The sequence below is a fragment of the Streptomyces krungchingensis genome (assembly GCF_054729265.1).
The window spans coordinates 2,188,817-2,214,912 of the sequence record NZ_JBPUKY010000001.1 but is presented as its reverse complement, the minus strand read 5'-3'; the positions used below and the strand labels follow the sequence as shown (position 1 = coordinate 2,214,912).

The following is a 26,096-nucleotide window of genomic DNA, read 5'->3' as shown; positions in this document are numbered from 1 at the left end:
GCCCGGACCTCAGAGCCGCCCCCGGCCGCCCCCGGGAGCGTCCGAGCGCCGGGGCACGCCGACGCCCCCGGGAAGTCCCGGCGCGCCGGAGCGCACGGCCGGCCCACCCGCGCACGGCCCGGCCCACCCGCGCACCGCCCACGTCACCACCGGAGTCCGCGACGGCCCGCCCGTGGGCGTCCGCTACGCCGGCTGACCGAACAGCTCCCGCAGTACGTCCTCCATCGTGACCAGCCCCGCGAGCCGCCCGTCGCTGCCCATGACGGCCGCGAGATGCGTGCGGCTGCGCCGCATGGCCGTGAGGACGTCGTCGAGCGGGGTGGTCTCGCGGACCCGCGCGATGGACCGCATGTCCTGGACACGGAACGGCAGGTCGCGCGGCGTCGCGTCGAGCGCGTCCTTGACGTGCAGGTAGCCCACGATGCGACGGCCGTCGTCGACGACGGGGAAGCGGGAGAAGCCCGACTCGGCGGACAGCCGCTCCAGCTGCTCCGGGGTGACACCCACGCGCGCGTAGACGACACGTTCCAGTGGCAGCACCACGTCGCACACCGGTCGGCGGCCGAGCTCCAGGGCGTCGTGCAGCCGTTCCTTGGCGCGGTCGTCGATGAGCCCCGCGGCGCCGGAGTCCTGCACCAGCCGGGCCAGCTCGTCGTCGGAGAAGGTCGCGGAGACCTCGTCCTTCGCCTCGACCCGCAACAGCTTGAGCAGCCCGTTCGCGAAGGCGTTGACCGTGAAGATCACCGGGCGCAGCGCCCGGGAGAGCGCGACCAGCGGAGGGCCGAGCAGCAGCGCGGTGCGCACCGGCTCCGCGAGCGCGATGTTCTTCGGCACCATCTCGCCGAGCAGCATGTGCAGATAGGTCGCCAGGGTCAGCGCGATGACGAACGAGACGGCGTGACCGGCGCTCGACGACACGCCCATCGCGTGGAACACGGGCTCCAGCAGGTGGGCGATGGCGGGCTCGGCGACGATGCCGAGGACCAGTGTGCACAGGGTGATGCCGAGCTGCGCGGCGGCGAGCAGCGCCGACACGTGTTCCAGTCCCCACAGCACGCTGCGGGCCCGCCGGTCGCCCTGCTCGGCGTGCGGCTCGATCTGGCTGCGGCGCACCGAGATCAGCGCGAACTCGGCGCCCACGAAGAAGGCGTTCACGACGAGCGTCGCGAGGCCGATCAGCAGTTGTACGGCGGTCATCGCGCCCCCTCCTCCTGGTCGCTCGGCGCGTGCATCAGTACCCGCGCGGCACGCCGCCCGGAGGCGTCCACCACGTCGAGCCGCCAGGCGGCGACCTCGACGGTGTCGCCGACGGCGGGAATGCGGCCGAGCTCGGCGGCGACGAAGCCGGCGAGCGTCTCGTACGGGCCCTCGGGCACCCGCAGCCCGACCCGTGCGAGCTGGTCGATGCGGGCGGAGCCGTCGGCCGAGTACAGCTCGCGGCCGTCCTCGTCCTGGCCGACCGGGGCGAGGTCCGGTGTCTCGTGCGGGTCGTGCTCGTCCCGCACCTCGCCGACGACCTCCTCGACGATGTCCTCCAGGGTGGCGACCCCGGCCGTCCCGCCGTACTCGTCGATGACCACGGCCATGGTGCGCTTGCCGGCCAGCCGGTCGAGCAGCCGGTCGACCGTCAGCGATTCGGGGACGAGGAGGGGCTCGCGCACGATCTGGGAGACGGACGTCTGCGCGCGACGCTCCGCCGGCACGGTCAGTACGTCCTTGATGTGCGCGACGCCGACGACCGAGTCGAGGCTGCCGCGGTACACGGGGAAGCGGGACAGGCCCGTGGCCCGGGTCACGTTCGCCACGTCCTCGGCGGTCGCCTGGACGTCCAGCGCGATGACCTGGACGCGCGGGGTCATCACGTTCTCCGCGGTCAGGTCGGCCAGGTTCAGCGTGCGCACGAACAGCTCGGCGGTGTCCGCCTCCAGGGCGCCCTGCTTGGCGGAGTGCCGGGCGAGTGCCACCAGCTCCTGCGGGCCGCGCGCGGAGGCCAGCTCCTCGGCGGGTTCGAGGCCGAAGCGGCGTACGACACGGTTGGCCGTGTTGTTCAGGTGCGTGATGAACGGGCGGAACGCGGCGCTGAACCAGCGCTGCGGTGTCGCCACCCGTTTGGCCACGGCGAGGGGCGAGGAGATCGCCCAGTTCTTGGGCACGAGTTCGCCCACGACCATCAGGAAGATCGTCGACAGTGCCGTACCGATGACCAGGGCCACCGACCGCGACGCGGAGGGGGAGATGCCGACGGCCTCCAGCGGACCCGCGATCAGTTCGGCGATCGAGGATTCCGAGAGCATGCCGACCACCAGGTTGGTGACGGTGATGCCGAGCTGGGCGCCGGAGAGCTGGAAGGTGAGGTTCCGTACGGCCTTGAGGGCGCCGGACGCACCGCGTTCACCGCGCTCCACGGCGCGCTCCAGCTCGCTGCGCTCCACGGTGGTCAGCGAGAACTCCGCCGCGACGAAGGCGCCACAGGCGAGGGACAGCAGCACCGCCACCAGGAGGAGGAGCACTTCGGTCATCGGGTCACCTCCGTCCCATGGTCGGCCAGGGACGGGAGGACCGCGCGACGTCGGCGGCCGCCGTGCGGGTCACGGCATCGGCTACTGGGAGGCTCGCCCATGGGCGGACGCTCACACCTTTCATATGTCATCGGACGATCGAGTGATCTTCCAATGGTAAAGGACGGGCAAAGCGTTCCGGTCGGGGGTGTCCCCGGGCGGCGGCGCCCCGACCGCGCCGCTCAGCCGGAGAGCGGCTTCACCCAGCGCCGCCAGTGTTCTTCGGACCTGTACCCGGCCGCGCGCCAGGCATGGTGCGCGGTCTCGTTCCGCTGAAGCACCATGGCATCCCCGCGCCGTCCCCCGAGCCGTACGAAACGTTCCTCCGCGGCCGCGAGGAGCGCGGAGCCGATGCCCAGCCGGCGCCGCTCCGGGTGCACCGCCAGCCGGTACAGATGGCACCGCCACCCGTCGAAGCCCGCGATCACCGTGCCGACGAGTTCGCCGTCGCGCTCGGCGAGGATCAGCGCCTCCGGATCGCGGGCCACCAGCCGTTCGACGCCGTCCCGGTCGTCGCTGATGCTCGTCCCCTCCGCGGCCACCTTCCAGAAGCCCAGCACGGCGTCGACGTCGGCGGGCTCGGCGGCCCGTATCCGCAGCTCAGTCATGCGGCGATCCCATCACCCGGTCCGGACGGTGGCACGGAATTCCATCATCCGGACACCGTCGTCGACACCGCCGTCGCCGAGGACGCACGGGGTGTGCGGGTGGGCACTCATGCGCCGCGCAACGCCTCGACGACAGGAGCGAACGCCTCCATGTGGGGCTCCAGGACCGTCAGGTACGAGATGCCGTACCGCTCACGCTGCGTCCGCAATCGTTCGGTGATCTCCTCCAGCGTGCCCACCAGGACGATGGGCAGCTCCAGGACCTGCTGCTCCGTCAGGTGGGGGATACGGGGCAGCCACGGGCGGATCGCCTCGGAGCGGTCCTCGGCGACGGTGACGATCTGGATCAGCAGGTTGAGTTCGGCGGGCTCCTTCCGCCCGGCCGCCGCCTCCCGGTACACGGCGACGCGCTGGTCGAGCTCCGCGGCGGTGACCGGTTCCAGCCTGCCGCCCGGCAGGGTGCGCGCCCCGGTGAATGCCGCGATGTCGGCGTGCTCGGCGGTGAGCCGCAGCATCCGGTCGCCGTTGGCCCCGATCAGCAGCGGGACCCGGGGCGACTGGACGGGGCGCGGCTCGTGGTCCTCCGAGCTCAGGAGCCGGTCCAACTCCTCGATGGTGTGCTGGAGATGGTCGACGCGCTCACGTGGTGTGCCCCAGGGCAGTCCGGCCGTCTCGTGCTCCGCCTCCACATAGCCGGTGCCCAGGCCCAGTTCGAGACGCCCGCCCGTCAGCGCGTCCGTGGTGGCCACCTCGCGGGCCAGCAGCGCGGGGTTCCAGAAGCCCGCGTTGAGCACGAACGTGCCGAGGCGCGGCCGCTCGGTCACCTGAGCGGCGGCCACCAGGGACGGGAACGGCGCGGGCAGGCCCAGGTGATCGGCCACCGTGATCACGTCGTATCCCAGGGCCTCCGCCCGGCGGCACTTCGCGTGCCACTCGTCCACAGGAGCGGGTGCGAGCAGGCTGACGCCGAAACGGAAGGGACGCAACAGACGGGACATGAACTCTCCTCGGTCACGGTCGACTTGCGCCCGGGCGGCGGACAGGAAGTGGGTACGTCACTCGTGCGCGATCGCGGCCAGCACGTTCATCCGGGACGCGCGCAGGGCCGGCAGCAGGGCGGCGACGATGCCCACCACCGCCGAACCGACGACGACGGCGATGATCGTCGCCCACGGGACGGCGAGCGCCTTCATGCCCTGCAGAGCGAGGACCTGCTGGATGCAGACGCCCCAGACGACACCCAGCGCCAGACCGAGAACCGCTCCGAACACGGCGATCACCACCGACTCGAGCCGGATCATCCGGCGCAGCTGACGGCGGGCGAGCCCGATGGCGCGCAGCAGACCGATCTCACGGGTGCGCTCCACGACCGACAGGGCCAGGGTGTTGACCACCCCGAGCACCGCGATGACGATCGCGAGCCCGAGCAGCGCGTACACGAGGTAGAGCAGTACCGCGATCTGATCGTGGATCAGCTTCTTGTAGTCGGCCTGGTCGCGGACCTGCACCTGCGGATACGGGTCGAGAGACTTCTCCAGCTTCGTGCGCAGCTGGTCGGGCGTGGTGCCCGACGCCGCGTTCACGTACAGCGCGGAGTCCTGCCCGCCCGGCACGTACTTCTCGATGGTGCCGAATCCGAAGAACAGGCCGCCCTGCATGCCGAAGCCGTCGCCGGAGTCCTGGTCGGTGAGGGCCCCCACCGTCAGGCGGGTGTTGCGGCCGGCGGGGAACTCGACAGGGACGGTGCTGCCCACCCGGACGTCGTGCTCCTGCGCGAACTTCCTGTCCATGGCGATGCGGCCGTCGCCGAGCGCCGCCGCCGTGTCGCCCTGCGCGTACGTGACGTGGGCGACCTCGTCGAGTTGCGGATCGTAGGCCGCCGCGGTCGTCTCGACGCGCTTCCCGTCCGGCAGCCGCACCGCGACCGGCGTGAACCGCTGACGGACCACCAGCCCGGCGCCGTCCGTGCCGCGGACCTTGTCCGTGAGCTCCTGCGAGAAGGGCTGGAAGTTGCTGTTCTGTATCACGAAGTCCGCGCCGAGCGTCTTGTCGATCTGCTGGTCGAACGACTTGGTCATCGACGCGCTCGCCACGGACATCCCGCCGACCAGGGCGAGGCCCACCATCAGGGCCGCCGCGGTGGCGCCCGTGCGACGCGGATTGCGCAGCGCGTTGCGCTGGCTCATCCGGCCGACCGAGCCGAACAGGGCCGGGAAGGCTCCGCCGAGAACCCGGATCACCGGCCGCACCAGGAGCGGGCCGGCGATCACCGTCGCGATGAGCGTCAGGACGACGCCCAGGCCCAGCAGAGAGGCGGCCGTCGAGGTCTTCGACGCGGCGGCACATCCCGCGAGCGCGGCCACACCGGCCGCGCCGACCACCGATCCCACCACGGCGCGCATCCGCAGGGGCCGGCCCACGCCGGCGATCTCGGCGTCCGCGAGGGCCGCCATCGGGGAGACACCGGCCGCGCGCCGCGCGGGCAGATAGGCCGCCACGAAGGTGACGCCGACGCCGACCACGTACGCCGAGACGGGCGTGGCCCAGCCGATCACCATCTCGGTCGACTTGAGGTTCATGCCGAACGCGGACATCAGCTTGATCAGCCCGAGCGCGAGACCGATTCCGGCGGCGAGCCCCAGTGTCGAGCCGACCAGACCCAGCAGCAGTGCCTCGGTGAGCACGGACCGGCGCACCTGACGCCGGTCCGCGCCCAGCGCGCGCAACAGCCCCAGCTCGCGGGTGCGCTGGGCGATCAGCATCGAGAAGGTGTTGACGATCAGGAAGATGCCCACCAGGACCGCGATGCCGGCGAAGCCGAGCATCACGTACTTGATGACGTCCAGGAAGCCGCCGAGTTGCTCGGCGGAGGACTTGGCCTGCTCCTCGGCCGTCTTCAGTTCGTAGGTCCGGGTGCCCAGTTCGGCGGCGACGCGCTGCTTGAGGACCGCGTCGCTCACCCCCGGTGCCGCGTCCAGGGAGACGCTCGTCGCGGCGTCGGGACTGCCCAGCAGCTTGGTCTGCGCGGTCGGTGTGTCGAGGAACAGCAGCGCGGCGCCGGGGTTGGTGGTGGTGAAGGTGGCGATGCCCACGATCCGCACCTTGAACGAGCCGGGCTGCGCCTGCACCGTCAGGGTGTCGCCGATGCCGACGTGCTTCTTCTCGGCTGTGTCCGCGTCCAGCAGCGCCTCGCCGTCACCCCTGGGCTCGTGGCCGGAGGTCAGTTTCACCGGACTGCGTTCGGTGACCTCCCAGTTGGTCACGATGGTGGGGGCGCCGGTGGTGGGGCCGACCGACTTGTTGTCGGCGTCGACGACCGTGGCGTTCTCGACGGCCGCGTCCACATGGGTGGCGGCGACGCCGTCGACCTTCGCCAGCCGCTTTGCGAGCGAGGCGGGCACAGTCTGGGTGGCGCCGGTCGGGATCTGCGAGTCCAGGTCGTTCTTCGGCTCCACCGTCACATCGGCCGCGGTGGAGGCGAAGAGCCGGTCGAAGGTGCGGGTGACCGTGTCGGAGAAGATGAGGCTGCCCGCGACGAACGCGACGGACAGCACGACGGCCAGCGCCGAGAGGAGCAGTCGGCCCTTGTGCGCGAGAAAGCTTCGCAGTGTCGCCTTGAGCACGACCGCCTCAGTCCTTGTCCAGGGTCACGTCGCTGGATTCGATGGAGTCGCCGGGCTCGCCCGGAGGGCCGACACTGCCGGTGGCGGGCGCCGCGTCGGCGCCGGGTCCGTCGCCCGCGCCGTCGAAGGTCACCCGGATCGTGTCGAAGCGTTTCATCCGCTCCAGGACGGCGTCCGCCGAGGGGCGCTCCATCTCGTCCACGATCCGTCCGTCGGCGAGGAAGAGCACCAGGTCGGAGTGGGCGGCGGCACCGGGGTCGTGCGTGACCATCACGACGGTCTGGCCGAGGTCGTCGACCGCCTCGCGCAGGAATCCGAGGACCTCCAGGCCCGCACGGGAGTCCAGGTTGCCGGTCGGCTCGTCCGCGAAGATCAGCTCGGGGCGCGAGGCGAGCGCGCGGGCGCAGGCGACGCGCTGCTGCTGACCGCCGGACAGCTGGGCGGGCCGGTGCTTCAGCCGCGCGCGCAGCCCCAGTGTGTCGATGACCTGGTCGAGCCACTTCTGGTCGGGCTTCTGGCCCGCGATGTCCATCGGCAGCGTGATGTTCTCGGCCGCGTTCAGCGTCGGGATCAGGTTGAAGGACTGGAACATGAAGCCGATGCGGTCCCGCCGCAGCCGGGTCAGCTCGCGCTCCTTCAGGCCGGTGATCTCGGTACCGCCCAGCCACACCTGACCGGCCGAGACCGTGTCGAGCCCCGCCAGGCAGTGCATGAGGGTGGATTTCCCGGACCCCGACGGGCCCATCACCGCGGTGAAGCGGCCGCGCGCGATGTCCACGTCGACCGAGTCGAGGGCGAGCACCGTCGTCTCGCCCGAGCCGTAGGCCTTGGTCAGGCCCCGGGCGCGGGCGGCGATCCCGTCCCCCTCCGCGCGCCCGAGAGCATGCTCCGCAGCAGGTGTGGACAAGGCCGCCTCCTCAGCGATCGACGTCCCGACTCCTCATGTCCCGGCAGAGCCTAATGTGACCGCGGGCACACTTGGTATCCCCCCGAGGTGCCGGTCGGCCTCCACCGCAGGTCGTGCCCACGATGCCGGTGTAAGGGCCATGCTCCACCCGGGGCACTCCACCCCCGGATGCGGCGCCCCCCTTGCCGGTGCTAGCGATCCGGCGCTAGCTTCGAAGCATGGCCAAGACTCAGCTGAACGTACGGGTGGACGAGGGCACGGCCCGCGCCGCCCGCGAGCGAGCGCTGGAGCGCGGGATGAGTGTGAACCGCTACATCGAAGAGCTGGTCCGGCAGGACACCGGGGAGGTCGGCCACACGTTCGTGGAGGCCGCCGCCGATTTCATGAAGCAATACGAATCCGTCTTCGCCGAGGAGTTCGGCGCGGACCGCGAAGGCACGCGCGAAGGTCGTCGTTGATCCGTTGAGCAATCTCAGAGTCGACCTTGCCTGGCTCCTCATGATCGCCGAACAGAAGACACCCGGGGATCCCCAGGTCACGGACTGGGGCGCGCTCGTCGCCGCCGTCAGCCGGCACGAGGCGGAGATATTCGGCATCCCCGTCTACGACAGTCCGCACGCCCGCGCCGCCGCGCTGCTCCAGCTGCTGCTGCACGTCCCCGCCCTGGAGCGCTCCAACGCCATGTTCGCCTCGGCCGTCGCGTACGCCTATCTCGTCGCGAGCGGGCTGAAGGTCGTCACCTCGCCCGAGCAGGTGCGCGAACTGGCGCGTCTGGTGAAGAGCGGCGAGGCCACAGTGCACGACATCGCGCACGAGCTGCGCCGCTGGAGCCTGTGAGGACGGGGACGGCGGCGTCGGCCGCTCCCGGCGCGCCGACCCTTCCTGCCGCTCAGGACGGTCCTACTGTGCCGACCGTGCCGACCGCTCCCGGCGCGCCGAGCCTTCCTGCCGCACGGGCAGTTGTGTTCACGGCGTCGGCCCCGGCTTCTCCGGTTCGGTGAGGCGGGGGCGCCACGCCGTGCCCAGCACGCAGTACGAGGTGGGCAGCCGCGGCCCCTTCTCGGGCATCATCAGCCGCCGGTACGGGCCGAGTTCGAACCCGGCGTCCCGCAGCGCGGCGACCGGGTCGCGGGCCAGGTGGCAGCCTCCGGTGAGGCGGGGCCACACCGTGCGGTCCAGGCCGCGCTGGGTGAAGGTCATCGCGGGCCCGCCGCCCCGGCCGTGCTCGAAGAACCGCAGGGTGCCGCCGGGGCGCAGCACGCGCTGCAGCTCGGCGAGGGCGCGCCGCACGTCGCGGACGCTGCAGAGCACCAACGACACCACGGCGGCGTCGAAGGCCTCGCTCTTGACCGGCAGGGCCTCGGCCGTACCGGGCGCGACGTCGACGGGCACCTCGGAACGCAGCGCCGCCTCGACCGCCAACTGCCGCAGCAGCCGCTCGGGTTCGATGGCGACGACCTCCGAGACGGTGTGCGGGTAGTGCGCGAAGTTCAGTCCGTTGCCCGCGCCGATCTCGATGACCCGCCCGGACAGTCCGGCGAGCAGCCGGTCGCGGATCCCGCCCATGCCCATCCGCGTCTCGGCCGTCACGCTGATGCGGGCGTAGTAGCGGGCGAAGAGGGGATGGTGCACCGCGTCTCGTGCCACCTTGCGGGAGCCGGCCGGGCTGAGCGGCGTGAACGGCATGAAGGACCTCCCGGGACGATGCGCCCTACCGTGATTGTCCCCCCGGGAGCTCCGCCGCACGCGCGACCCGGCCCACGAGGAGCCGCGCCGCACCGGAAAAGCCCTACGGGGACGCCCGATCGGCACGCCCAGCACGCCGACCCGGCACATCCGGGTGCACCGGTGCGGCGCGGCCAGGAGGGTGGCTCGGCACATCCGGATGCATCGGTGCGGCACGCCCAGCACGCCGACCCGGCACAACCGGGTGCACCGGTGCGGCGCGCCCAGGACGTGCTCGGCCCGTCCGGAAGCACTGGAGCGGCCCGCCCATGAGGTCGGCGCGGCACGCCCAGGACGCCGGTGCCGCACGGCCATGGCGCCGGCTCGGCCCGTCCGGGCGGGTCGGTGGCCGGTGCCGCACACTCGCGACGCCGGTGCCGCCGGCGGACGTACCGGAGCCGCGCGCCCAAGACGTCGGTGTCCCGCGCCCAAGGCTCCGGCTCCGCACGGCCTGGCCTACCGGTGCGCGCGGCACGTCCGGGCGCGGAGCCGCCCGGGACATGCCGCGCCCCCCGAAGTCGCCTCAGGCGGGATGCGCCGCGGTGAAGGCGTTCGCGTCCCAGGTCCCGCCGAGCGGCGAGGCGAGCCAGGTCGCCGCCCGGGCACGGAAGTCGAGCGGGTCCCGTGCGCCGGCGCCGGCCGGGATCGCGCCGAGGAGCGGCCCGCCCGCGACCTCCGGCAGGTCCGCCAGATTGCACCGCATGGCGAGGTCGGGGGAGTCGGGCCAGCTGCCGATGACCACTCCCGCGAAGCCCAGCCCCTGCCGCCGGAGTTCACGGGCAGTCAGCTCCGTGTTGTTGAGCGTGCCGAGGCCTGCCGCGGCGACCACGAGCACGGGCGCGTCGAGCAGCCGCGCCACGTCGGCCAGCGTCGCGCCCTCGTCGTCGAACCGTACGAGCAGTCCGCCCGCGCCCTCGACGAGCACGAGGTCGTGGTCGGCGGCCAGCTTGCCCGCCGCGTCCGCGACCTCCTGCGGCCGCACCGGGGTGAGACCGGCCCGCCGCGCGGCCGTGGCGGGCGCCAACGGCTCCGGGAAACGGCCGAGTTCGCGCGTGGTCAGGGCACCCGCGAGCCGGGCCACCTCGTCCGCGTCCCCGCACTCGTGCGGACCCACACCCGTCTGCGCGGGCTTCAGTACGGCGACGGAACGACCGGCGGCGAGGGCCACGGCGGCTACGGCGGCGGTCGTGACCGTCTTGCCGACCTCCGTGCCCGTCCCGGTGATCACCAGTACCGGCATGTCATCCCTCCCGTGCCGCGGCGCAGACCGCGCGAGCGATCCGTGCCACGTCCTCGTCACCCGTCACGAACGGCGGCATCGTGTAGACGAGGTCGCGGAACGGCCGCAGCCACACGCCCTCGCGGACCGCGGCAGCCGTCGCCGCCGCCATGTCCACCTCGTGGTCGAGCTGCACGACACCGATCGCGCCGAGGACCCGTACGTCCCGTACCCCCGGTGCCGAGGCGGCTTCCGCGAGCCCGTCCCGAAGCCCCGTCTCGATCCGCTTGACCTCGGTCCGCCAGTCCTGGCCGAGCAGCAGGTCGATCGAGGCGCAGGCGACCGCGGCGGCCAGCGGGTTGGCCATGAAGGTGGGCCCGTGCGCGAGCACCGGGACCTCGCCGCGCGAGATGCCGTCGGCGACCCGCGGGGTGCACAGGGTCGCCGCCATCGTCATGTAGCCGCCGGTCAGAGCCTTGCCGACGCACATCACGTCCGGGGTGACACCGGCGTGGTCCGCCGCGAACAGCGCGCCCGTCCGGCCGAAGCCGGTGGCGATCTCGTCGAGGACGAGCAGCACGTCGTGCGTGTCGCACGCCTCGCGCAGCACCCGCAGATACTCGGGCGAGTGGAAGCGCATCCCGCCCGCGCCCTGCACCACCGGCTCCACGATCACCGCGGCGAGCTCGTCGGCATGCTGCCCGATCAGCTCCCGCAGCCGGTCGGCGTACGCCTCGTCGAACTCGGCGGGCGGCGCCTCGGCGAACACCTGGCGCTGGAGGACGCCCTGCCACAGCTCGTGCATCCCGCCTTCCGGGTCGCACACGGACATCGGCTGCCAGGTGTCCCCGTGGTAGCCGCCGCGCCAGGTCAGCAGCCGCTGCTTGCCGGGGCGGCCGAGCGAGCGCCAGTGCTGGAGGCACATCTTGACGGCGACCTCGACCGAGACCGAGCCGGAGTCGCAGAGGAAGACGTGCTCCAGCCCCTCGGGCGACATGTCGACAAGGCGCTTCGCCAGCTGTACGGCGGGTTCGTGGGTGAGTCCGCCGAACATCACGTGGCTCATGCGGTCGAGCTGACCTCGTGCGGCCTCGTTGAGGACCGGGTGGTTGTAGCCGTGGATGGCCGACCACCAGGAGGACATGCCGTCGATCAGCTCGCCCGAACCGTCCGCCATGCGCAGCCGGACACCGCTCGCCGACTCCACGACGAGCGGTTCCTGACGCCCCGGCATCGGCCCGTAGGGGTGCCACACATGGCGCCGGTCGAGGTCGAGCAGTTCCCTGACGGACAGCTCAGGCATTGGGCGCGAGATCCGTTCCGGCCCCACGACGGCGTACGGCGACGAGGTCGGTGCGCGCGTCGGAGGACTGCTCCGTGACGGTGGCGGCGGCCGCCGGGGCGGAGCCGCACACGCCGCCGCCCTGGTGCGAGCCGCATCCGGCGTCCGCGTGCGAGCCGCACCCGGCGTCCGCGTGCGAGCCGCACCCGGCGCCTTCCTGCGAACCGCATCCGGCGTCCGCGTGCGAGCCGCAGCCGCCGCCCGCGGCCGCCCGGTGCTCGGGCAGCGTGACCTCGCCCGCGCCCTCCACCTCGAAGCCCGCGTCGGCGATCATCTCCAGGTCCGCCTTGCCGGCCTGGCCCTCACTGGTGAGGTAGTCGCCGAGGAAGATCGAGTTGGCCAGGTGCAGGGCGAGCGGCTGCATGCTGCGCAGATGGACCTCGCGGCCGCCCGCGATGCGGACCTCGACGTCCGGGCAGACGAAGCGGACCATCGCGAGGATCCGCAGACAGCGCTGCGGCGTGAGGTTCCACTCCTTGGCGAGCGGGGTGCCCTCGAAGGGGATCAGGAAGTTCACCGGAACGGAGTCCGGGTCGAGCTCGCGCAGCGCGTACACCACGTCGACGAGGTCCTCGTCGGACTCGCCCATGCCGGCGATCAGGCCCGAGCAGGCGGACAGTCCCGCCGCGTGCGCCTTCTGCACCGTGTCCACCCGGTCGGCGTACGTGTGGGTGGTCGTGATGTCCCCGTACGTCCCCTCGGACGTGTTCAGGTTGTGGTTGTACGCGTCCGCGCCCGCGTCGCGCAGCCGCTCGGCCTGGCCGTCGGAGAGCAGGCCGAGGCAGGCGCACACCTCGACGTCCTCGTTCTGGCCCTTGATCGCCTTGATGGTGTCGGAGACCCGGTCCACGTCACGGTCCGTCGGACCGCGTCCACTGGCCACCAGACAGACCCGCTTGGCGCCGCCGGCGAGACCCGCCGCCGCGGCCTTCGAGGCCTCGTCGGGCTTGAGCCAGGTGTACTTGAGGATGTCGGCCTTGGAGCCGAGCCGCTGCGAGCAGTACGAGCAGTCCTCCGGACACAGGCCCGATTTGAGGTTGACGAGGTAGTTGAGTTTCACCCGTCGGCCGAACCACTGCCGGCGCACCTTGCCGGCCGCGGCCACCACGTCCAGCACGTCGTCGTCGGAGGTGGCCAGTACGGCCAGCGCCTCGTCGCGGGTCGGCAGCTCGCGCCGAAGCCCCTTGTCCACCAGCGTGTTCAGCAGGTCCATGAGGCCCGATCCTTGCTTATGCGACCACTCCCGGCCAAGGAGAGTTTGCACAACAGAGACGGTTCGACGTGTGGGTATTGCCACACCCTGGCCTGCTGGCCCGGCCGCTAGGGTCTGTGCACTGCCTACAAAACACCCGCCCCTACGGTCCGGAGGACACATGGCGTTCGGCTGGATCGACGAGCAGGCCCGGGCGCGTCGCGCCGCCGGACTCGTCCGCACGCTGCGTCCGCGCCCCGCCGACTCGCCGCTCCTCGACCTCGCGAGCAACGACTACCTCGGACTGGCCCGGCACCCGGAGGTCACCGGGGCGGCGGCGGAGGCCGCGCACCGGTGGGGCGGCGGTGCGACCGGCTCCCGCCTCGTGACGGGCACGACCGAACTGCACGGCGAGCTGGAACGCGAACTGGCCGACTTCTGCGGCTTCGAGTCCGCCCTGGTCTTCTCGTCCGGCTACGCGGCCAATCTCGCCGCCGTCACCGCCCTCGCACCGCACGGCTCACTCGTCGTCTCCGACTCGGGCAACCACGCCTCGCTGATCGACGGCTGCCGGCTCGCCCGGGGCACCACGCAGGTGGTCGGGCACGCCGACCCCGACGCGGTGCGCAAGGCGCTCGGCACCCACCAGGGGCCCGCCGTCGTCGTCTCGGACACGGTCTTCTCGGTCGACGGGGACGCCGCTCCGCTGGCCCAACTCGCGGACGCCTGCCGGGAGTACGGGGCCGGACTGGTCGTCGACGACGCGCACGGACTCGGTGTCCTGGGCGACGGCGGCAGGGGCGCGCCGCACGCGGCGGGGCTCGCGGGAGCGCCGGACGTCGTCGTGACGGTCACGCTCTCGAAGTCGTTCGGGAGCCAGGGCGGCGCGGTCCTCGGCCCGGCTGCCGTCATCGACCACATGGTCAACGCGGCCCGTACGTTCATCTTCGACACGGGTCTCGCACCCGCCGCGGCCGGAGCCGCTCTGGGGGCTCTGCGGCTGCTGCGCCGGGAGCCGGAACGCGCGCTCCGGGCACGCGCGGTGGCGACGGTCCTGCACACCCGGCTGACGGCCGAGGGGCTCGAAGCCGTACGGCCGGACGCCGCCGTCGTCTCCGTGCGCGCGCCGTCCCCCGAGCGAGCGGTGCGCTGGGCGGCCGACTGCCGCGAGGCGGGGCTCGCCGTCGGGTGCTTCCGTCCCCCGTCCGTGCCCGACGGCATCTCTCGGCTGAGGCTGACCGCTCGCGCGGACCTCACCGAGGAGCAGATCGAGCACGCCGTGAGCGTGATCAGCCGGACGCGGTGATCGCGGTGTGCGGGCGAGGGATCAGCTCAGTCCGCTGATGAAGCCCTCCCAGGCGGCGGGGGCGAACAGCAGGGCGGGTCCCGTCGTGTTCTTGGAGTCGCGCACGGCCACCAGTCCGGACCAGGGGCCCGGGCCGGGCCGTGCCGTCTCGACGCAGTTGTTCATTCCCGTGCTGCGGCTGCTGCGCAGCCACCGGGCGTCGTGGAGTGAGGTACTGGAAGGTACGTTCCGAGGCAGTGCAGACATGGTGCCTCCTTACGCGCCGTCAGCTATCCCGGCGATGTAGTCCAACGATTCCTCGGGCGAAAGGGCGTGGAACTGAAGTGCGTCGAAGGCCTCGCTGTAGGCCTGAAGGTCTTCTTTCCGCTCGAGATAGAGGCTACTCGTCAAGTGGTCGAGAACAACCACATCCAGATCAGTTGTGTTCGAAAATGAGAAGATAACGAAAGGCCCGGTGACGCCGATGTGCGCTCCGGCGGTGAACGGCAGTACTTGAAGCCGCACTTGGGGCAGCGCCGCGGCGTCGCACAACCGCCGCAACTGGTGCGCCATCACCTCGGGTCCGCCGACCTCGCGGCGTAACACCGCCTCGTCCAGGACGGCGTCCAGCTCCAGCGGCGGGCGTGAGCGCAGCACGTCCTGCCGGGCGAGGCGCACCTCGACGAGCGCGTCGAGCTTGCAGTCCTCCAGCCCTTCGACGGCGGCCCGCGTCACGGCGCGCGCGTACTCGGGCGTCTGGAGCAGTCCGGGTACGACGGACGTCTCCAGCGTCCGCATCCCGCGCGCCTGCGACTCCAGACTGATGAAGTCCCGGTACGCCGGCGGCAGCACCCCGCGGTAGGCGTGCCACCAGTGATGCCTGCCGTCGTCCTCGGCGCCCGCCAACACGGTGAGAAGGTCGCGCAGTTCGGGGTCATCGACGGCGTAGACGTCCAGCAGCCGTGTCACGTCCGTGGACTTCACCCCGCTGGTCCCGGTCTCGATCCGGCTCACCTTCGACTGGTGCCAGCCCAGGAGCCGGGCGGCCTCACCGCTCGTGAGGCCCGCGCCGGCGCGCAGCGCGCGCAGTTCGGCACCGAGCTTGCGGCGGCGCACCGCGGGACCGTGCTGCATGGCCGTACTCCTTACTCCTTCCGAGCCACCCAAATACGCTCTGCCGTCGCAGAGTTCACCGCTTCGAGCGACAGATATATGCATATCTTGGTGGATCGCACCCGTGACCGGCCCGGTAATGGCAGTCTGGCGCGAAGCACCAGTCCGGGACCGTACTCGAACCATCCGCTCCGTGTCGGACTCCGGTCCCGTGGGAAAGGGACGACGTCGCCATGGCAGATCACCAGGAAGCATCCGTCACCCTGCCGAGCGATCCCGCCTCGGTCTCCGCGGCCCGCGCGTTCGTCGCCGACGTACTCGTCGAATGGGGTCTGCCGTGCGACTCCGAAGTCGCCGACACCGTAAGGCTCATCGTCTCCGAACTCGCCACCAACGCAGTCCAGCACACGTTCGGGCAGTCGCCCACCTTCACCGTGGACGTCCGGCTGGAACGGGACGAGCAGCTCCGTCTCGGAGTCACCGACAGCCACCCGCGTTTCCCCAAGAGGCTTCCGGCGGCCGTCCAACAGGACAACGGACGCGGCATGGTGATCATCCGTTGGCTGACCGCCGAGTGCGGCGGCAGACTCACCGTCCGGCCCACCCGTGAGGGCGGCAAGACCGTCTCGATCGAACTGCCCTGGACGGCACGGGTCCAGCCGGTGGTGGCCGGGGGCCCGCAAGAGCCCTGAGCGACGGCTCAGTTGTCCGGGCGGTGGCGGCCGGCCCGTTCGAAGGTGCCGCGCAGCAGCGCGCGGAACGCGTCGGCGGCGGGTGACGTCTCGTCGGTCCGGTGGACGACCGAAATCGTACGGCGCAGATCTCCCGGATCCAGCAGGCGCGTCCCCACCGGAGTCGCCGCCGTCCTGGCGACCATCTCCGGCACGACCGCGACCCCGAGCCCGGCGCTCACCAGGGCGCACACGAGCGCGTAGACCGGGGTCTCGACCAGCACCGCGGGGGTGGCACCGGCGCGGGCGAGTGCCGCCTCCACACCCTGCCGGGGCGGATGATCCGGGGCCATGCTGATCAGCGGCTGACCCGCGAGCTCGGCCAGGGGGAGCCGGGCCGAGCCGCCCGCGAGGACGTGCCCGGGGGCGGTCACCAGCACCAGCTCCTCGACCAGCACCGGCTCCAGGCTCACGGACGACGGGACGGCGACGGGGGCCGCCGGCTCGTAGGTGTGCGTCAGGGCCAGGTCGACCTCGCCCGCCGCGACGGCCGCGACCCCGGCGGGCGGCTCGTAGTCGGCGACCGCCAGCTCCACGTCCGGGTAGGTCCGGCGGAAGGCACTCAGCACGGGCGGCAGCAGATGGATGCCCGCCGTCTGGAAGGTGCCGAGCCGCAGTGTGCCGCCGGACAGGCCGGCCAGGTGCGCCAGCTCGTGCCGGGCCCGCTCCATCTCGTCCAGCACCCGGCGCGCCCGCGCCACCAGCAGCTCGCCGGCGCCCGTCAGCCGCGTCCCGCGATGGGACCGGACGAGGAGCGTCGCGCCCGCCTCGCGCTCCAGCTTCGCCAGCTGCTGGGAGAGCGCGGGCGGGGTGTAACCGAGCCGTTCGGCCGCCCGGGTGATCGACCCCGCCTCGGCGACCGCGACCAGCGCCGCGAGCCGCGTCGGGTCGTACATCGGACCACCCCGGACCTCGCCGCGACCGCGCCGGTCTGAACGAATGCTTAAGACCGACCCAGGATATTCGACATACCTGCTGAAGGCCCGGCAGAGGCAGTCTGGGGCCCATGGACGCTCAGCTCATCGCCTTCACAGCAGTCGCCGCGGGCATGGTCGCCGTGCCGGGTGCGGACTTCACCGTCGTGGTGCGCAACGGCCTGGTCTCGCGCCGGGCCGGTCTCGCCAGCGCGCTCGGCATCGTCGGTGGACTGCTCCTGCACACGGCGCTCGCCGTCGCCGGGGTCGCCGCGGTGCTCACCGCCGTGCCGGCGCTCTTCCGGGCACTGCAACTGCTCGGCGGCGTCTACGTCCTCCACCTCGGGGTGCGGACGCTGCGGTCGCTGGGGCGGTCGCGCGAGGAGGCCGCGGAGGGCACCGGGGACGGCGCGCGTCCGTTGCGGCAGGGCTTCGTCACCAACGCGCTCAACCCGAAGGCCCCGATCACGTTCCTCAGCCTGCTGCCGCAGTTCGTGCCGGCGGGCAGTCCCGCGATGCCGCGGACCCTGCTGCTGGCACTGATCGTGGTGGTCCTGGGCCTGGTGTGGTTCCCGGCGGTGGCGCTCCTCGTGGACCGGCTCGGTCGGTGGCTGCGCGCACCGCGCGCCGCACGGGCCGTGGAGGCGGTCACCGGCACGGCCCTGACGGTGCTCGGTCTGGTCCTCGTCCTGGAGCCCCTGAGGAGCTGAGCGCTCGCCTCACGGGCCGGCGCGGCGGCGCCGATCGCGCGGGCGGGACACCGAGCGAACCCTCGCGGTCTCCTGTCGCACGCCCTTCGGTGGCGGCGGCCCCGCGCCGCCACCGAAGGGTGGATCAGCTCACCCGTCCGTACCAGACGCTCCTCGTCCAGATCTTCTGCAGCTTCACGACGTCCCCGGTCTTCGGGGAGTGCCAGATCTTTCCCTTCCCGGCATAGATGCCGACGTGGTACACGCTCCGGCCCGAGTGGAAGAACACCAGGTCTCCGGCCTTGCGGTGCGAGGCCGAGATGTGATGGGTCTTGTTGTACTGCGCCGCGGCCGTTCGAGGGAGCTTCTTGCCCGCCTTCTTGAACGAGTACAGGGTCAGCCCGGAGCAGTCGAAGCGACGCGGTCCGGTGGCCCCCCACTTGTAGGGGGCGCCCTTCTTCGAGGCCGCGACCTGGAGTGCCTTCGTCGCCACGGTGGCCGCCTCGGCGTCGGGAGCGACACCGGGGACCACCAGGGTGCCGCCGACGGCGGCGATGGTCAGAGCCGAGGCCGTACCGGCCCGGGTCCACAGCGACGGGACACGATTGAGCGCAGTCATGCGCAACCCTTCGTCAGCCGCCTGTGAAGGATGACCTGTCGGATTCGGGCTGGCGAAGTAGCCCGGCCGCGTGTTGCGGCTTCACCCCAAGGACCGCCCGGATCTCTCCGGCGGCCCGTCGTGCTGGGTCCTCCACTCCTGCCGATCCACTTCTGTCGACCGGACATCCGGGCGGCGGCAGGACTCGGCGTCCGCCCGGACCGCCCCGCCGCTGCGGCGGGGGCTTGTCGTCGGAAGGGATCTTCACGCATGAGAGTCGGAAATGCCGAGCGGAACCGGTGATTTGTGGCGTTACTCACCACTCACCCGTTCGGGTGGACACCCCTTTGTTCGGGCGGGTGTTGAGGTGTACGACGACGCCCGTACCTGCAACGGAACGCCAAATTCCGGCTCGTGACCACGCGCGTTGCGCAACTCGGGGGCGTCGTACAAAGGACCCGCAGATACTCCAACGGGGGGTAATCCTTCTGGTCCGTTTGAAACCCGGGCCGGACGTCTCGCCGGTCGGCGTGCGTCGCGGCCCGGGCGTGCGCACCGGTCGCGCGTCAACTTCCGGAGCAGGGCGGCACGGTGACCCGGGACGCGCGCCGCTCGCCGTCGAGCACGCGCAGTGCCCGCGCGAGTGTCGGTGCGTGCACCTCGCTCTCGCCGCGCTGGTGCATCAGGGTCAGCGCGTCGCGCAGTGCGGTCGCCTTGACCACCAGTGCCTGAGCGGCCCTCAGGCCGCGGTAGGTGTCGCCGGGACGGGCCGGGTTGATGCGGCCGAGCAGGTCGACGACGTCGAGGTATCGGTCGATCAACTCGGCCTCGGCGCGCGTGAGCGCGGGGAGGGGCGGCAGTTCCGGTGGGAGCATCGGCCGGTCACCTCCCGCCGGGCGTGCTGCGCGAGCCCTTGCGGCTCGGGATGATCCGGTCGACCAGTCCGTACGCCACCGCCGCCGGTGCGTCGAGGATCTTGTCGCGTTCGATGTCGGCTGCGACCCGCTCCGGGCTCTGGCCCGTGTGCCGGACGAGCATCTCCTCCAGCAGTCCGCGGGTGCGGATCAACTCCTCGGCCTGGATGGCCAGATCACTTGCCTGGCCCTGGACCGGTTCGGGCAACGAGGGCTGGTGGATGAGGACGCGGGCACCCGGAAGGGCGAACCGCTTGCCCGGTGTGCCGCCGGCGAGCAGCACGGCCGCGGCCGACGCGGCCTGTCCGAGGCAGGTCGTCTCCACGTCGCAGGTGACGAACTGCATCGTGTCGTAGATCGCGGTCATCGCGCTGAATGAGCCGCCCGGGGAGTTGATGTACAGCGAGATGTCCTGGTCCGGGGCCAGATATTCGAGATGCATGAACTGCGCCATCACGTCGTTCGCCGACGTGTCGTCGATCGGCGTCCCGAGGAACACGATCCGCTCGTCGAGCAGCTTCGAGTACGGATCCAGGGTCCGGTGTCCCGCGCTGGTGCGTTCGGTGAACTCGGGCAGGACGTAGCGGGCGGACGGTTCGGACATGGTGCGCGCCTCCTCTGGGGGACTCTGTAAAAAATGTACAGGACGTACAGGTCTTGTCGATGGGTACTCGCTGACAGCGAAAAGGCCCGCGGGAGGCGCCCGGGGGAGTGCACGCGAAGGTCTCGACGGAGTACGCGGGAAGGGCTCGGCGGATTGCACGAGTGGGGCCCCGGGGGTGTACGGGAGCGGCCGGCGGGAGATCGCTCGCTCCGGGTCGGATCGGGACACCGGTCTAAGCTGGACGGCATGGCCTACGAGATTCCGGTGACGCAAGCCAGGGCTGAGCTCGCCGACCTGATCAACCGCGTGGTGTACGGCGGTGAGCGCGTCGTGGTGACGCGGCACGGGAAGCCTCTCGTCGCGCTGGTCTCCGCCGCCGACCTGGAACGCCTCGAGGAACTCCAGGACCCCGCCGACGAGCAGGTGATCAGCTCCCTTTCCAGCGTTCGCGAGGTCGCGTCCGCGCCGCGGGAGCGCCAGCGCTTCGGCATCGCCGCCGAGCACCGGGGGCCGAGCGCCTCCTGAGGGGTTTCATTCGGATCAGCCCGGGTCCGCGACGTCCGGCACGGCACTTCGCCGCGTTGTCGGACCACCCGAGTGCGCCCGGTACGCGGGTGATCCTCCGCCTTGCGACGCACCGCACCGGAGCCGCGGCCTGATCCGACCTGATCTCACTTGATCCAAACAAAACCCCCTGGACGGAACCGGCGCGGTCCGCGTGCCGTGCGCCCGCCGCCGCACGGCGGGGCGGACGCGCGCCCGCGCGGGGCAGGACCCACGATCGGCCGCATCGGGTCGCCGCCGTCCCGTCGGTCCGGCGCGATCATCATCGGCCGTACGGGGGTGTCCACGACCTGCCGTATACGGTCCGGCTCGCGGCGGCGTGCCGGACGGTGGCTTCGTCGCCCCGGGGTTGTTTCCGAAGCTGCGGCTGCCCGGTTGAGGCGGTCGAGCGCGGTGGGACCGCCACCGGGCCGCGCCGACCCCGGCGCTTGGCGGGGGCGTCGATCACGCCCCACGGGACCTGTGATGCGACACGCCGGCCCCGGCGCCCGCGCCCCCGGAGATTCCCGCGGCGACCCGCCCGCCGAGAAGCGCCCTGTGGGTCCGGTACGGCCCACCGGAGGGCCGACACTCGGCCACAGGCCGGTTAACGTCCCCGAAACCCCGGCCAACTAGCGTGCGCATCCACGCCACCAGGGGTTTCGGTGGCTGCGGCCACCGGACCCCGCACGGTCCGGAGCGAGGACTGTGAGGTGGTACGCCGTGCAACTGACCCCGCACGAGCAAGAGAGGCTGCTGATCCACGTGGCCGCCGACGTGGCCGAGAAGCGCAGGGCCCGCGGACTGAAACTGAACCACCCCGAGGCCGTCGCCCTCATCACGTCGCACATCCTCGAAGGCGCGCGGGACGGACGCACCGTCGCCGAACTCATGGCCTCCGGCCGGAAGATCCTCACCCGCGACGACGTGATGTCGGGCATCCCCGAGATGATCCACGACGTCCAGGTGGAGGCGACCTTCCCGGACGGCACCAAGCTCGTCACCGTCCACGACCCCATCGTCTGACGGGGAGCAGCGCCATGATTCCCGGAGAGATCCTCTACGCCGACGAGCCCGTCGTCTTCAACGAGGGCCGCGAAGTCACCCGGCTGACCGTCCTCAACGCCGCCGACCGGCCCGTCCAGGTCGGCTCCCACTACCACTTCGCCGAGGCCAACCCCGGCCTGGACTTCGACCGTGCCGCGGCGCGCGGCAAGCGGCTGAACGTCGCCGCCGGCACCGCTGTGCGCTTCGAGCCGGGGATCCCCGTCGACGTCGAACTCGTCCCGCTCGCCGGTGCCCGCGTGGTGCCCGGACTGCGCGGTGAGACCGGAGGTGCCCTCGATGCCTGAGATCTCGCGCGCCGCGTACGCCGACCTGTTCGGCCCCACCACCGGCGACCGCATCCGCCTCGCCGACACCGACCTGCTGATCGAGATCGAGGAGGACCGGTCCGGCGGTCCCGGACTCGCCGGTGACGAGGCGGTGTTCGGCGGCGGAAAGGTCATCCGCGAGTCCATGGGACAGTCGCGTGCCACGCGCGCGGACGGCACGCCCGACACCGTCATCACGGGTGTCGTGGTCGTCGACCACTGGGGGATCGTCAAGGCCGACCTCGGCATCCGCGACGGCCGGATCACCGGCATCGGCAAGGCCGGCAACCCGGACACCATGGACGGCGTCCACCCCGATCTGGTGATCGGCCCCGAGACCGAGATCATCGCGGGCAACGGGCGCATCCTGACCGCGGGCGCCATCGACGCCCATGTGCACCTGATCTGCCCGCAGATCGCCGACGAGGCACTCGCCTCCGGGATCACCACGCTCGTGGGCGGCGGCACGGGCCCCGCCGAGGGCTCGAAGGCGACCACCGTCACGCCCGGCCCCTGGCACCTGGCCCGGATGCTGGAGGCCATGGAGCAGTACCCGCTCAACTTCGGCCTGCTGGGCAAGGGCAACACCGTCTCGCACGAAGCGATGCTGTCGCAGATCCGCGGCGGCGCGCTCGGCCTGAAGATCCACGAGGACTGGGGCTCGACGCCCGCGGCGATCGACGCCGCGCTCACCGTCGCGGACCGCACCGGCATCCAGGTCGCCATCCACACGGACACCCTCAACGAGGCCGGTTTCGTGGGCGACACGCTGGCCGCCATCGGCGGACGCGGCATCCACGCGTACCACACCGAGGGCGCGGGCGGCGGGCACGCGCCGGACATCATGACCGTGGTCGCCGAGCCGTACGTGCTGCCCAGCTCCACCAACCCCACCCGGCCCTACACCGTCAACACCGCCGAGGAGCACCTCGACATGCTGATGGTGTGCCACCACCTGAACCCGGCGGTGCCCGAGGACCTGGCCTTCGCCGAGTCCCGGATCAGGCCGTCGACGATCGGGGCCGAGGACATACTGCACGACCTCGGCGCCATCTCGATCATCTCCTCGGACTCCCAGGCCATGGGACGCGTCGGTGAGGTCGTCATGCGGACCTGGCAGACGGCCCACGTGATGAAGCGGCGGCGCGGTGCCCTGCCGGGCGACGGGCGCGCGGACAACCACCGGGTGCGTCGCTATGTCGCCAAATACACGATCAACCCGGCGCTCGCGCAGGGCCTCGCCCGCGAGGTCGGCTCCGTCGAGCCGGGCAAACTCGCCGACCTGGTGCTGTGGGAGCCCGCCTTCTTCGGAGTCAAGCCGCACCTCGTCATCAAGGGCGGCCAGATCGCATACGCGCAGATGGGCGACGCCAACGCGTCGATCCCGACTCCCCAGCCGATCCTGCCCCGGCCGATGTACGGCGCCGTCGGGAGGGCGCCGGCCGCCAACTCGTTCAACTTCGTCGCACCGCTCGCCATCGAGGACGGGCTCCCCGAACGGCTCTCCCTCGGGAAGCGGTTCGTCGCCATCGAGTCGACCAGGGCGGTGACCAAGGCGGACATGCGCGAGAACGACGCGCGACCGCGGGTGCAGATCGACCCGGACAGCTTCGCCGTGCACATCGACGGCGAACTGGTCGAGGCGACACCGGCCGCGGAACTGCCCATGGCCCAGCGTTACTTCCTCTTCTGATGTCCCGCGCGGCACTACTGGTCCTGGCCGACGGACGCTTCCCCGCCGGAGGCCATGCCCACTCCGGCGGGGCGGAGGCGGCCGTCAAGTCCGGACGGGTCACCGGGGCGGCGAGCCTGGAGGACTTCTGCCGGGGCCGGCTGCACACGACCGGCCTCGTCTCGGCCGCGCTGGCCGCGGCGGCCACGCTCGGTGCCGACCCGGCGGCCCTGGACGACGCCGCCGACGCCCGGACGCCGTCACCTGCCCTGCGGGTCGCCGCGCGACGGCTCGGGCGGCAGCTGATGAGAGCGGCCCGGGCGGCCTGGCCCTCGGCCGAACTCGACGCGCTGGCAAGGGAGTTCCCCAAAGGGGCGCATCAGCCCGTCGTTCTCGGCGTCACGGCCCGGGCCGCCGGCCTCGCGGCGGACGACGCCGCGTACTGCTCCGCGTACGAGAGCGTCAGCGGACCGGCGACGGCCACCGTGCGGCTGCTGAGCCTCGATCCGTTCGACGCCAGCGCGGTGCTGGCCCGACTGGCGCCGGAACTGGACCGGGTGGCGGGCACGGCCGCCGCTGCCGCGCGGGGCGTGCTCGACCACGGCGTCGACGCGCTGCCCGCGGCCTCGGCCCCGCTGCTGGAGATCGGCGCCCAGGCACATGCGGCCTGGCCCGTACGCCTCTTCGCTTCGTAAGAGCACCGCGCACCCGCTCCGCCGCTGCCCCCACACCACCTTGGAGACTCATCGTGCATCTCGACCACACCCATGACGGTGCGTCCGCTGTCAGTGCCGACGCCCATCGTCCGGACGGGGCGCGCCGGGCCCTGAGGATCGGGCTCGGCGGGCCGGTCGGCTCGGGGAAGACCGCCACCGTCGCCGCGCTCTGCCGGTCGCTGCGCGACGAGTTGTCCCTCGCCGTCGTCACCAACGACATCTATACGAGGGAGGACGCGGAGTTCCTGCTGCGGGAGGCGGTGCTGCCGCCCGAGCGGATCGCCGCCGTCGAGACCGGGGCCTGTCCGCACACCGCCATCCGGGACGACATCTCCGCGAACCTCGAAGCGGTGGAGGACCTGGAGGACGCGGTCGGTCCGCTGGACCTGATCCTCGTGGAGTCCGGGGGCGACAATCTCACGGCTACCTTCTCCAAGGGGCTCGTCGACGCGCAGATCTTCGTGATCGACGTCGCGGGCGGCGACGACATTCCGCGCAAGGGCGGGCCCGGTGTCACCACCGCCGACCTGCTCGTCGTGAACAAGACCGACCTCGCACCCCATGTGGGGTCAGATCTGGGGCGGATGGCGGCGGACGCGAAGACGCAGCGAGCCGAACTCCCCGTCGTCTTCCAGTCCTTGCGCACCGAGGACGGGGTCGCGGCCGTCGCCGGCTGGGTGCGGGAGCGACTCGCCGCGTGGACGGCGTGAACCGGATGGATGGCGTGAACCGGGTGGACGGCCTGAGCCGGACGGGCGACGTCGGTCCGGTGAGCGGCGTCGGCCGGGCCGACGGTGCCGGACCCGTGGGCGGCGCCGGCCGGGCGAACGGTGCCGGCCCGACGCGCGGGGCCACGCCGACGGCGGACGGCAGCGGGCCCGGGCGTGCGCTTCGGCCGGCCGGCGCGAGCCGGGCAGGTCGCCTGACGACGGCGGGTGTGCGGGCGACCGCACGGATCGCCGCGCGGGACGACGGCAGGGGCGGCACCTCGCTGCCCGTGCTGGAGGGGGAGGGCCCGCTCGCGGTGCGCCGCATCCGGTCCCACGGCGACGAGGCCCGCGTCATGCTCGTCGGCGCGATGAGCGGCCCGCTCGGCGGCGACCACCTCACCGTCGAGGCACGCGCCGACGAGGGCGCGCGCCTGAGGGTGGGGTCGGCCGCCGCGACGATCGCGCTGCCCGGCCAGAACAAGGGCGAGGCACGCTACGACGTCCGGCTCTCCGTCGCCGACGGCGGCGAACTGCACTGGCTCCCCGAGCAGTTGATCTCCGCCGGCGGCAGCGACCTGTGCGTCTCCTCGCGGATCGACCTCCAGGGACGCGCCCGGCTGGTGTTCCGGGAGGAGCAGGTGCTCGGGCGCGTGGGCGAGGAACCCGGCCGGCTCACCAGCCGTCTTGTCGTGCGACTGGACGGACGGGCGCTGCTGGACCAGGAGTTGGCCTGTGGTCCGGGCGCGCCCGGTGGCTGGGACGGGCCCGCTGTGCTGGCCGGGCTGCGTGCGGTGGGCCAACTGGTTTTCGTACGACCGGAGTTCGCCGACCACCTGCCCGAGCCCCGCATGCTGGGGGAGTACGCGGCACTGGCTCCGCTCGCCGGGCCCGCCGTGCTCGTCACCGCACTCGCGCCCGACGGGCTCGGACTGCGGCGCGTGCTGGACGAGGCGCTGCGCCTGCTCGGCTGACCGTGGGCCGTGGTGGCCCGCTCTCCGAGGGCGGACGGAGATGTCTCCGCTCAACGGCACAACGCGCACCGGTTATCGGATTAGTAAAG

The 26,096-nt window shown here is 72.1% G+C and carries 28 protein-coding genes and 1 riboswitch; of the genes, 12 read left to right on the top strand and 16 right to left on the bottom strand.

The features are described from left to right. Nucleotides 1–183: 183 nt before the first annotated feature. The 6 genes from ACSYGO_RS09915 to ACSYGO_RS09890 form a co-directional block, all read right to left on the bottom strand. Nucleotides 184–1,197, bottom strand: a complete 1,014-nt coding sequence (locus tag ACSYGO_RS09915) for a hemolysin family protein (protein ID WP_426678743.1) — start codon at nucleotides 1,195–1,197, stop codon at nucleotides 184–186. Then, nucleotides 1,194–2,519 carry a hemolysin family protein gene (locus ACSYGO_RS09910; protein ID WP_426678742.1) on the bottom strand — a complete coding sequence of 442 codons (1,326 nt, stop codon included), beginning with the start codon at nucleotides 2,517–2,519 and terminating at the stop codon, nucleotides 1,194–1,196. Before ACSYGO_RS09910 ends, ACSYGO_RS09915 begins: the two co-directional genes overlap by 4 nt. A gap of 221 nt (nucleotides 2,520–2,740) precedes the next feature. After that, entirely contained in the window at nucleotides 2,741–3,166 is a 426-nt protein-coding gene (locus ACSYGO_RS09905) for a GNAT family N-acetyltransferase (protein ID WP_426678741.1), read from the bottom strand. Nucleotides 3,167–3,273: 107 nt separating this feature from the next. Then, a complete protein-coding gene (locus ACSYGO_RS09900) occupies nucleotides 3,274–4,155 on the bottom strand; it encodes an LLM class F420-dependent oxidoreductase (protein WP_426678835.1) in 882 nt (293 codons plus the stop codon). A gap of 66 nt (nucleotides 4,156–4,221) precedes the next feature. Then, nucleotides 4,222–6,789, bottom strand: a complete 2,568-nt coding sequence (locus tag ACSYGO_RS09895; protein WP_460386504.1) for an ABC transporter permease — start codon at nucleotides 6,787–6,789, stop codon at nucleotides 4,222–4,224. A 7-nt stretch (nucleotides 6,790–6,796) separates the two neighbouring features. Next, nucleotides 6,797–7,696, bottom strand: a complete 900-nt coding sequence (locus ACSYGO_RS09890) for an ABC transporter ATP-binding protein (RefSeq protein ID WP_460386503.1) — start codon at nucleotides 7,694–7,696, stop codon at nucleotides 6,797–6,799. Nucleotides 7,697–7,914: 218 nt separating this feature from the next. Here ACSYGO_RS09890 and ACSYGO_RS09885 point away from each other — a divergent pair, with 218 nt between their 5' ends. Together ACSYGO_RS09885 and ACSYGO_RS09880 are read left to right on the top strand one after the other, a co-directional pair. Next, nucleotides 7,915–8,154 carry a toxin-antitoxin system antitoxin component gene (locus tag ACSYGO_RS09885; RefSeq protein ID WP_028800409.1) on the top strand — a complete coding sequence of 80 codons (240 nt, stop codon included), beginning with the start codon at nucleotides 7,915–7,917 and terminating at the stop codon, nucleotides 8,152–8,154. 4 nt (nucleotides 8,155–8,158) lie between these two features. Next, nucleotides 8,159–8,533 carry a fic family toxin-antitoxin system, toxin component gene (locus tag ACSYGO_RS09880; protein ID WP_426678738.1) on the top strand — a complete coding sequence of 125 codons (375 nt, stop codon included), beginning with the start codon at nucleotides 8,159–8,161 and terminating at the stop codon, nucleotides 8,531–8,533. Between the two features lie 129 nt (nucleotides 8,534–8,662). On the opposite strand, the gene ACSYGO_RS09875 is transcribed toward ACSYGO_RS09880, so the two are convergent. The 4 genes from ACSYGO_RS09875 to bioB all read right to left on the bottom strand — a co-directional run bounded on the left by ACSYGO_RS09875 (nucleotide 8,663) and on the right by bioB (nucleotide 13,195). Next, nucleotides 8,663–9,382, bottom strand: a complete 720-nt coding sequence (locus ACSYGO_RS09875) for a class I SAM-dependent methyltransferase (RefSeq protein ID WP_426678737.1) — start codon at nucleotides 9,380–9,382, stop codon at nucleotides 8,663–8,665. A gap of 562 nt (nucleotides 9,383–9,944) precedes the next feature. Next, complete coding sequence (bioD, locus tag ACSYGO_RS09870; protein ID WP_460386502.1) at nucleotides 9,945–10,661, bottom strand: dethiobiotin synthase; 717 nt, start codon at nucleotides 10,659–10,661, stop codon at nucleotides 9,945–9,947. 1 nt (nucleotide 10,662) lies between these two features. Next, a complete protein-coding gene (locus ACSYGO_RS09865) occupies nucleotides 10,663–11,943 on the bottom strand; it encodes an adenosylmethionine--8-amino-7-oxononanoate transaminase (protein WP_460386501.1) in 1,281 nt (426 codons plus the stop codon). Then, nucleotides 11,936–13,195 (bottom strand): biotin synthase BioB, encoded by a 1,260-nt coding sequence (gene bioB / locus ACSYGO_RS09860; protein WP_460386500.1) that lies wholly within the window; start codon nucleotides 13,193–13,195, stop codon nucleotides 11,936–11,938. The genes ACSYGO_RS09865 and bioB overlap by 8 nt, the downstream gene beginning before the upstream one ends. A gap of 160 nt (nucleotides 13,196–13,355) precedes the next feature. Between bioB and ACSYGO_RS09855 the strand changes: the two genes are divergently transcribed. Then, nucleotides 13,356–14,480: an 8-amino-7-oxononanoate synthase gene (locus ACSYGO_RS09855; RefSeq protein WP_460386499.1), complete on the top strand. Its 1,125-nt coding sequence runs from the start codon at nucleotides 13,356–13,358 to the stop codon at nucleotides 14,478–14,480. Between the two features lie 21 nt (nucleotides 14,481–14,501). Here ACSYGO_RS09855 and ACSYGO_RS09850 read toward each other — a convergent pair whose 3' ends face one another. Next, on the bottom strand, nucleotides 14,502–14,726 hold the full coding sequence (locus ACSYGO_RS09850; RefSeq protein WP_426678732.1) for a DUF397 domain-containing protein: 225 nt from the start codon (nucleotides 14,724–14,726) through the stop codon (nucleotides 14,502–14,504). A 9-nt stretch (nucleotides 14,727–14,735) separates the two neighbouring features. Beyond that, nucleotides 14,736–15,593 (bottom strand): helix-turn-helix domain-containing protein, encoded by an 858-nt coding sequence (locus ACSYGO_RS09845; protein ID WP_435221396.1) that lies wholly within the window; start codon nucleotides 15,591–15,593, stop codon nucleotides 14,736–14,738. Between the two features lie 212 nt (nucleotides 15,594–15,805). Between ACSYGO_RS09845 and ACSYGO_RS09840 the strand changes: the two genes are divergently transcribed. Next, nucleotides 15,806–16,264, top strand: a complete 459-nt coding sequence (locus ACSYGO_RS09840) for an ATP-binding protein (RefSeq protein WP_426678730.1) — start codon at nucleotides 15,806–15,808, stop codon at nucleotides 16,262–16,264. An 8-nt stretch (nucleotides 16,265–16,272) separates the two neighbouring features. On the opposite strand, the gene ACSYGO_RS09835 is transcribed toward ACSYGO_RS09840, so the two are convergent. Continuing rightward, nucleotides 16,273–17,199 (bottom strand): LysR family transcriptional regulator, encoded by a 927-nt coding sequence (locus tag ACSYGO_RS09835; protein ID WP_426678729.1) that lies wholly within the window; start codon nucleotides 17,197–17,199, stop codon nucleotides 16,273–16,275. Nucleotides 17,200–17,309: 110 nt separating this feature from the next. Here ACSYGO_RS09835 and ACSYGO_RS09830 point away from each other — a divergent pair, with 110 nt between their 5' ends. After that, on the top strand, nucleotides 17,310–17,927 hold the full coding sequence (locus ACSYGO_RS09830) for a LysE family translocator (protein ID WP_426678728.1): 618 nt from the start codon (nucleotides 17,310–17,312) through the stop codon (nucleotides 17,925–17,927). A gap of 124 nt (nucleotides 17,928–18,051) precedes the next feature. On the opposite strand, the gene ACSYGO_RS09825 is transcribed toward ACSYGO_RS09830, so the two are convergent. The 3 genes from ACSYGO_RS09825 to ACSYGO_RS09815 all read right to left on the bottom strand — a co-directional run bounded on the left by ACSYGO_RS09825 (nucleotide 18,052) and on the right by ACSYGO_RS09815 (nucleotide 20,022). After that, a complete protein-coding gene (locus ACSYGO_RS09825; RefSeq protein WP_426678727.1) occupies nucleotides 18,052–18,525 on the bottom strand; it encodes a C40 family peptidase in 474 nt (157 codons plus the stop codon). Nucleotides 18,526–18,528: 3 nt separating this feature from the next. Beyond that, a riboswitch (cyclic di-AMP (ydaO/yuaA leader) is annotated at nucleotides 18,529–18,693 on the bottom strand. Between the two features lie 377 nt (nucleotides 18,694–19,070). Then, entirely contained in the window at nucleotides 19,071–19,379 is a 309-nt protein-coding gene (locus ACSYGO_RS09820; RefSeq protein ID WP_345658123.1) for a hypothetical protein, read from the bottom strand. Nucleotides 19,380–19,386: 7 nt separating this feature from the next. Further along, nucleotides 19,387–20,022: an ATP-dependent Clp protease proteolytic subunit gene (locus ACSYGO_RS09815; protein ID WP_460386498.1), complete on the bottom strand. Its 636-nt coding sequence runs from the start codon at nucleotides 20,020–20,022 to the stop codon at nucleotides 19,387–19,389. Between the two features lie 246 nt (nucleotides 20,023–20,268). On the opposite strand from ACSYGO_RS09815, the gene ACSYGO_RS09810 reads away from it, so the two are divergent. From ACSYGO_RS09810 to ACSYGO_RS09780, 7 genes are all read left to right on the top strand, one after another. Continuing rightward, nucleotides 20,269–20,547 carry a type II toxin-antitoxin system Phd/YefM family antitoxin gene (locus ACSYGO_RS09810; protein WP_028800395.1) on the top strand — a complete coding sequence of 93 codons (279 nt, stop codon included), beginning with the start codon at nucleotides 20,269–20,271 and terminating at the stop codon, nucleotides 20,545–20,547. A gap of 741 nt (nucleotides 20,548–21,288) precedes the next feature. Next, a complete protein-coding gene (locus ACSYGO_RS09805; RefSeq protein WP_095932918.1) occupies nucleotides 21,289–21,591 on the top strand; it encodes an urease subunit gamma in 303 nt (100 codons plus the stop codon). Between the two features lie 14 nt (nucleotides 21,592–21,605). Further along, nucleotides 21,606–21,917 (top strand): urease subunit beta, encoded by a 312-nt coding sequence (locus ACSYGO_RS09800; protein ID WP_426678725.1) that lies wholly within the window; start codon nucleotides 21,606–21,608, stop codon nucleotides 21,915–21,917. Beyond that, nucleotides 21,910–23,631 (top strand): urease subunit alpha, encoded by a 1,722-nt coding sequence (locus ACSYGO_RS09795; protein ID WP_426678724.1) that lies wholly within the window; start codon nucleotides 21,910–21,912, stop codon nucleotides 23,629–23,631. Before ACSYGO_RS09800 ends, ACSYGO_RS09795 begins: the two co-directional genes overlap by 8 nt. Beyond that, nucleotides 23,631–24,305, top strand: coding sequence for an urease accessory protein UreF (locus ACSYGO_RS09790; protein ID WP_426678723.1), 675 nt, complete (start codon nucleotides 23,631–23,633; stop codon nucleotides 24,303–24,305). Before ACSYGO_RS09795 ends, ACSYGO_RS09790 begins: the two co-directional genes overlap by 1 nt. A 53-nt stretch (nucleotides 24,306–24,358) precedes the next feature. Then, nucleotides 24,359–25,036 carry an urease accessory protein UreG gene (gene ureG, locus ACSYGO_RS09785; protein ID WP_426678722.1) on the top strand — a complete coding sequence of 226 codons (678 nt, stop codon included), beginning with the start codon at nucleotides 24,359–24,361 and terminating at the stop codon, nucleotides 25,034–25,036. A 212-nt stretch (nucleotides 25,037–25,248) separates the two neighbouring features. Then, nucleotides 25,249–26,007 carry an urease accessory protein UreD gene (locus ACSYGO_RS09780; RefSeq protein ID WP_460389696.1) on the top strand — a complete coding sequence of 253 codons (759 nt, stop codon included), beginning with the start codon at nucleotides 25,249–25,251 and terminating at the stop codon, nucleotides 26,005–26,007. Nucleotides 26,008–26,096 lie beyond the last annotated feature (89 nt).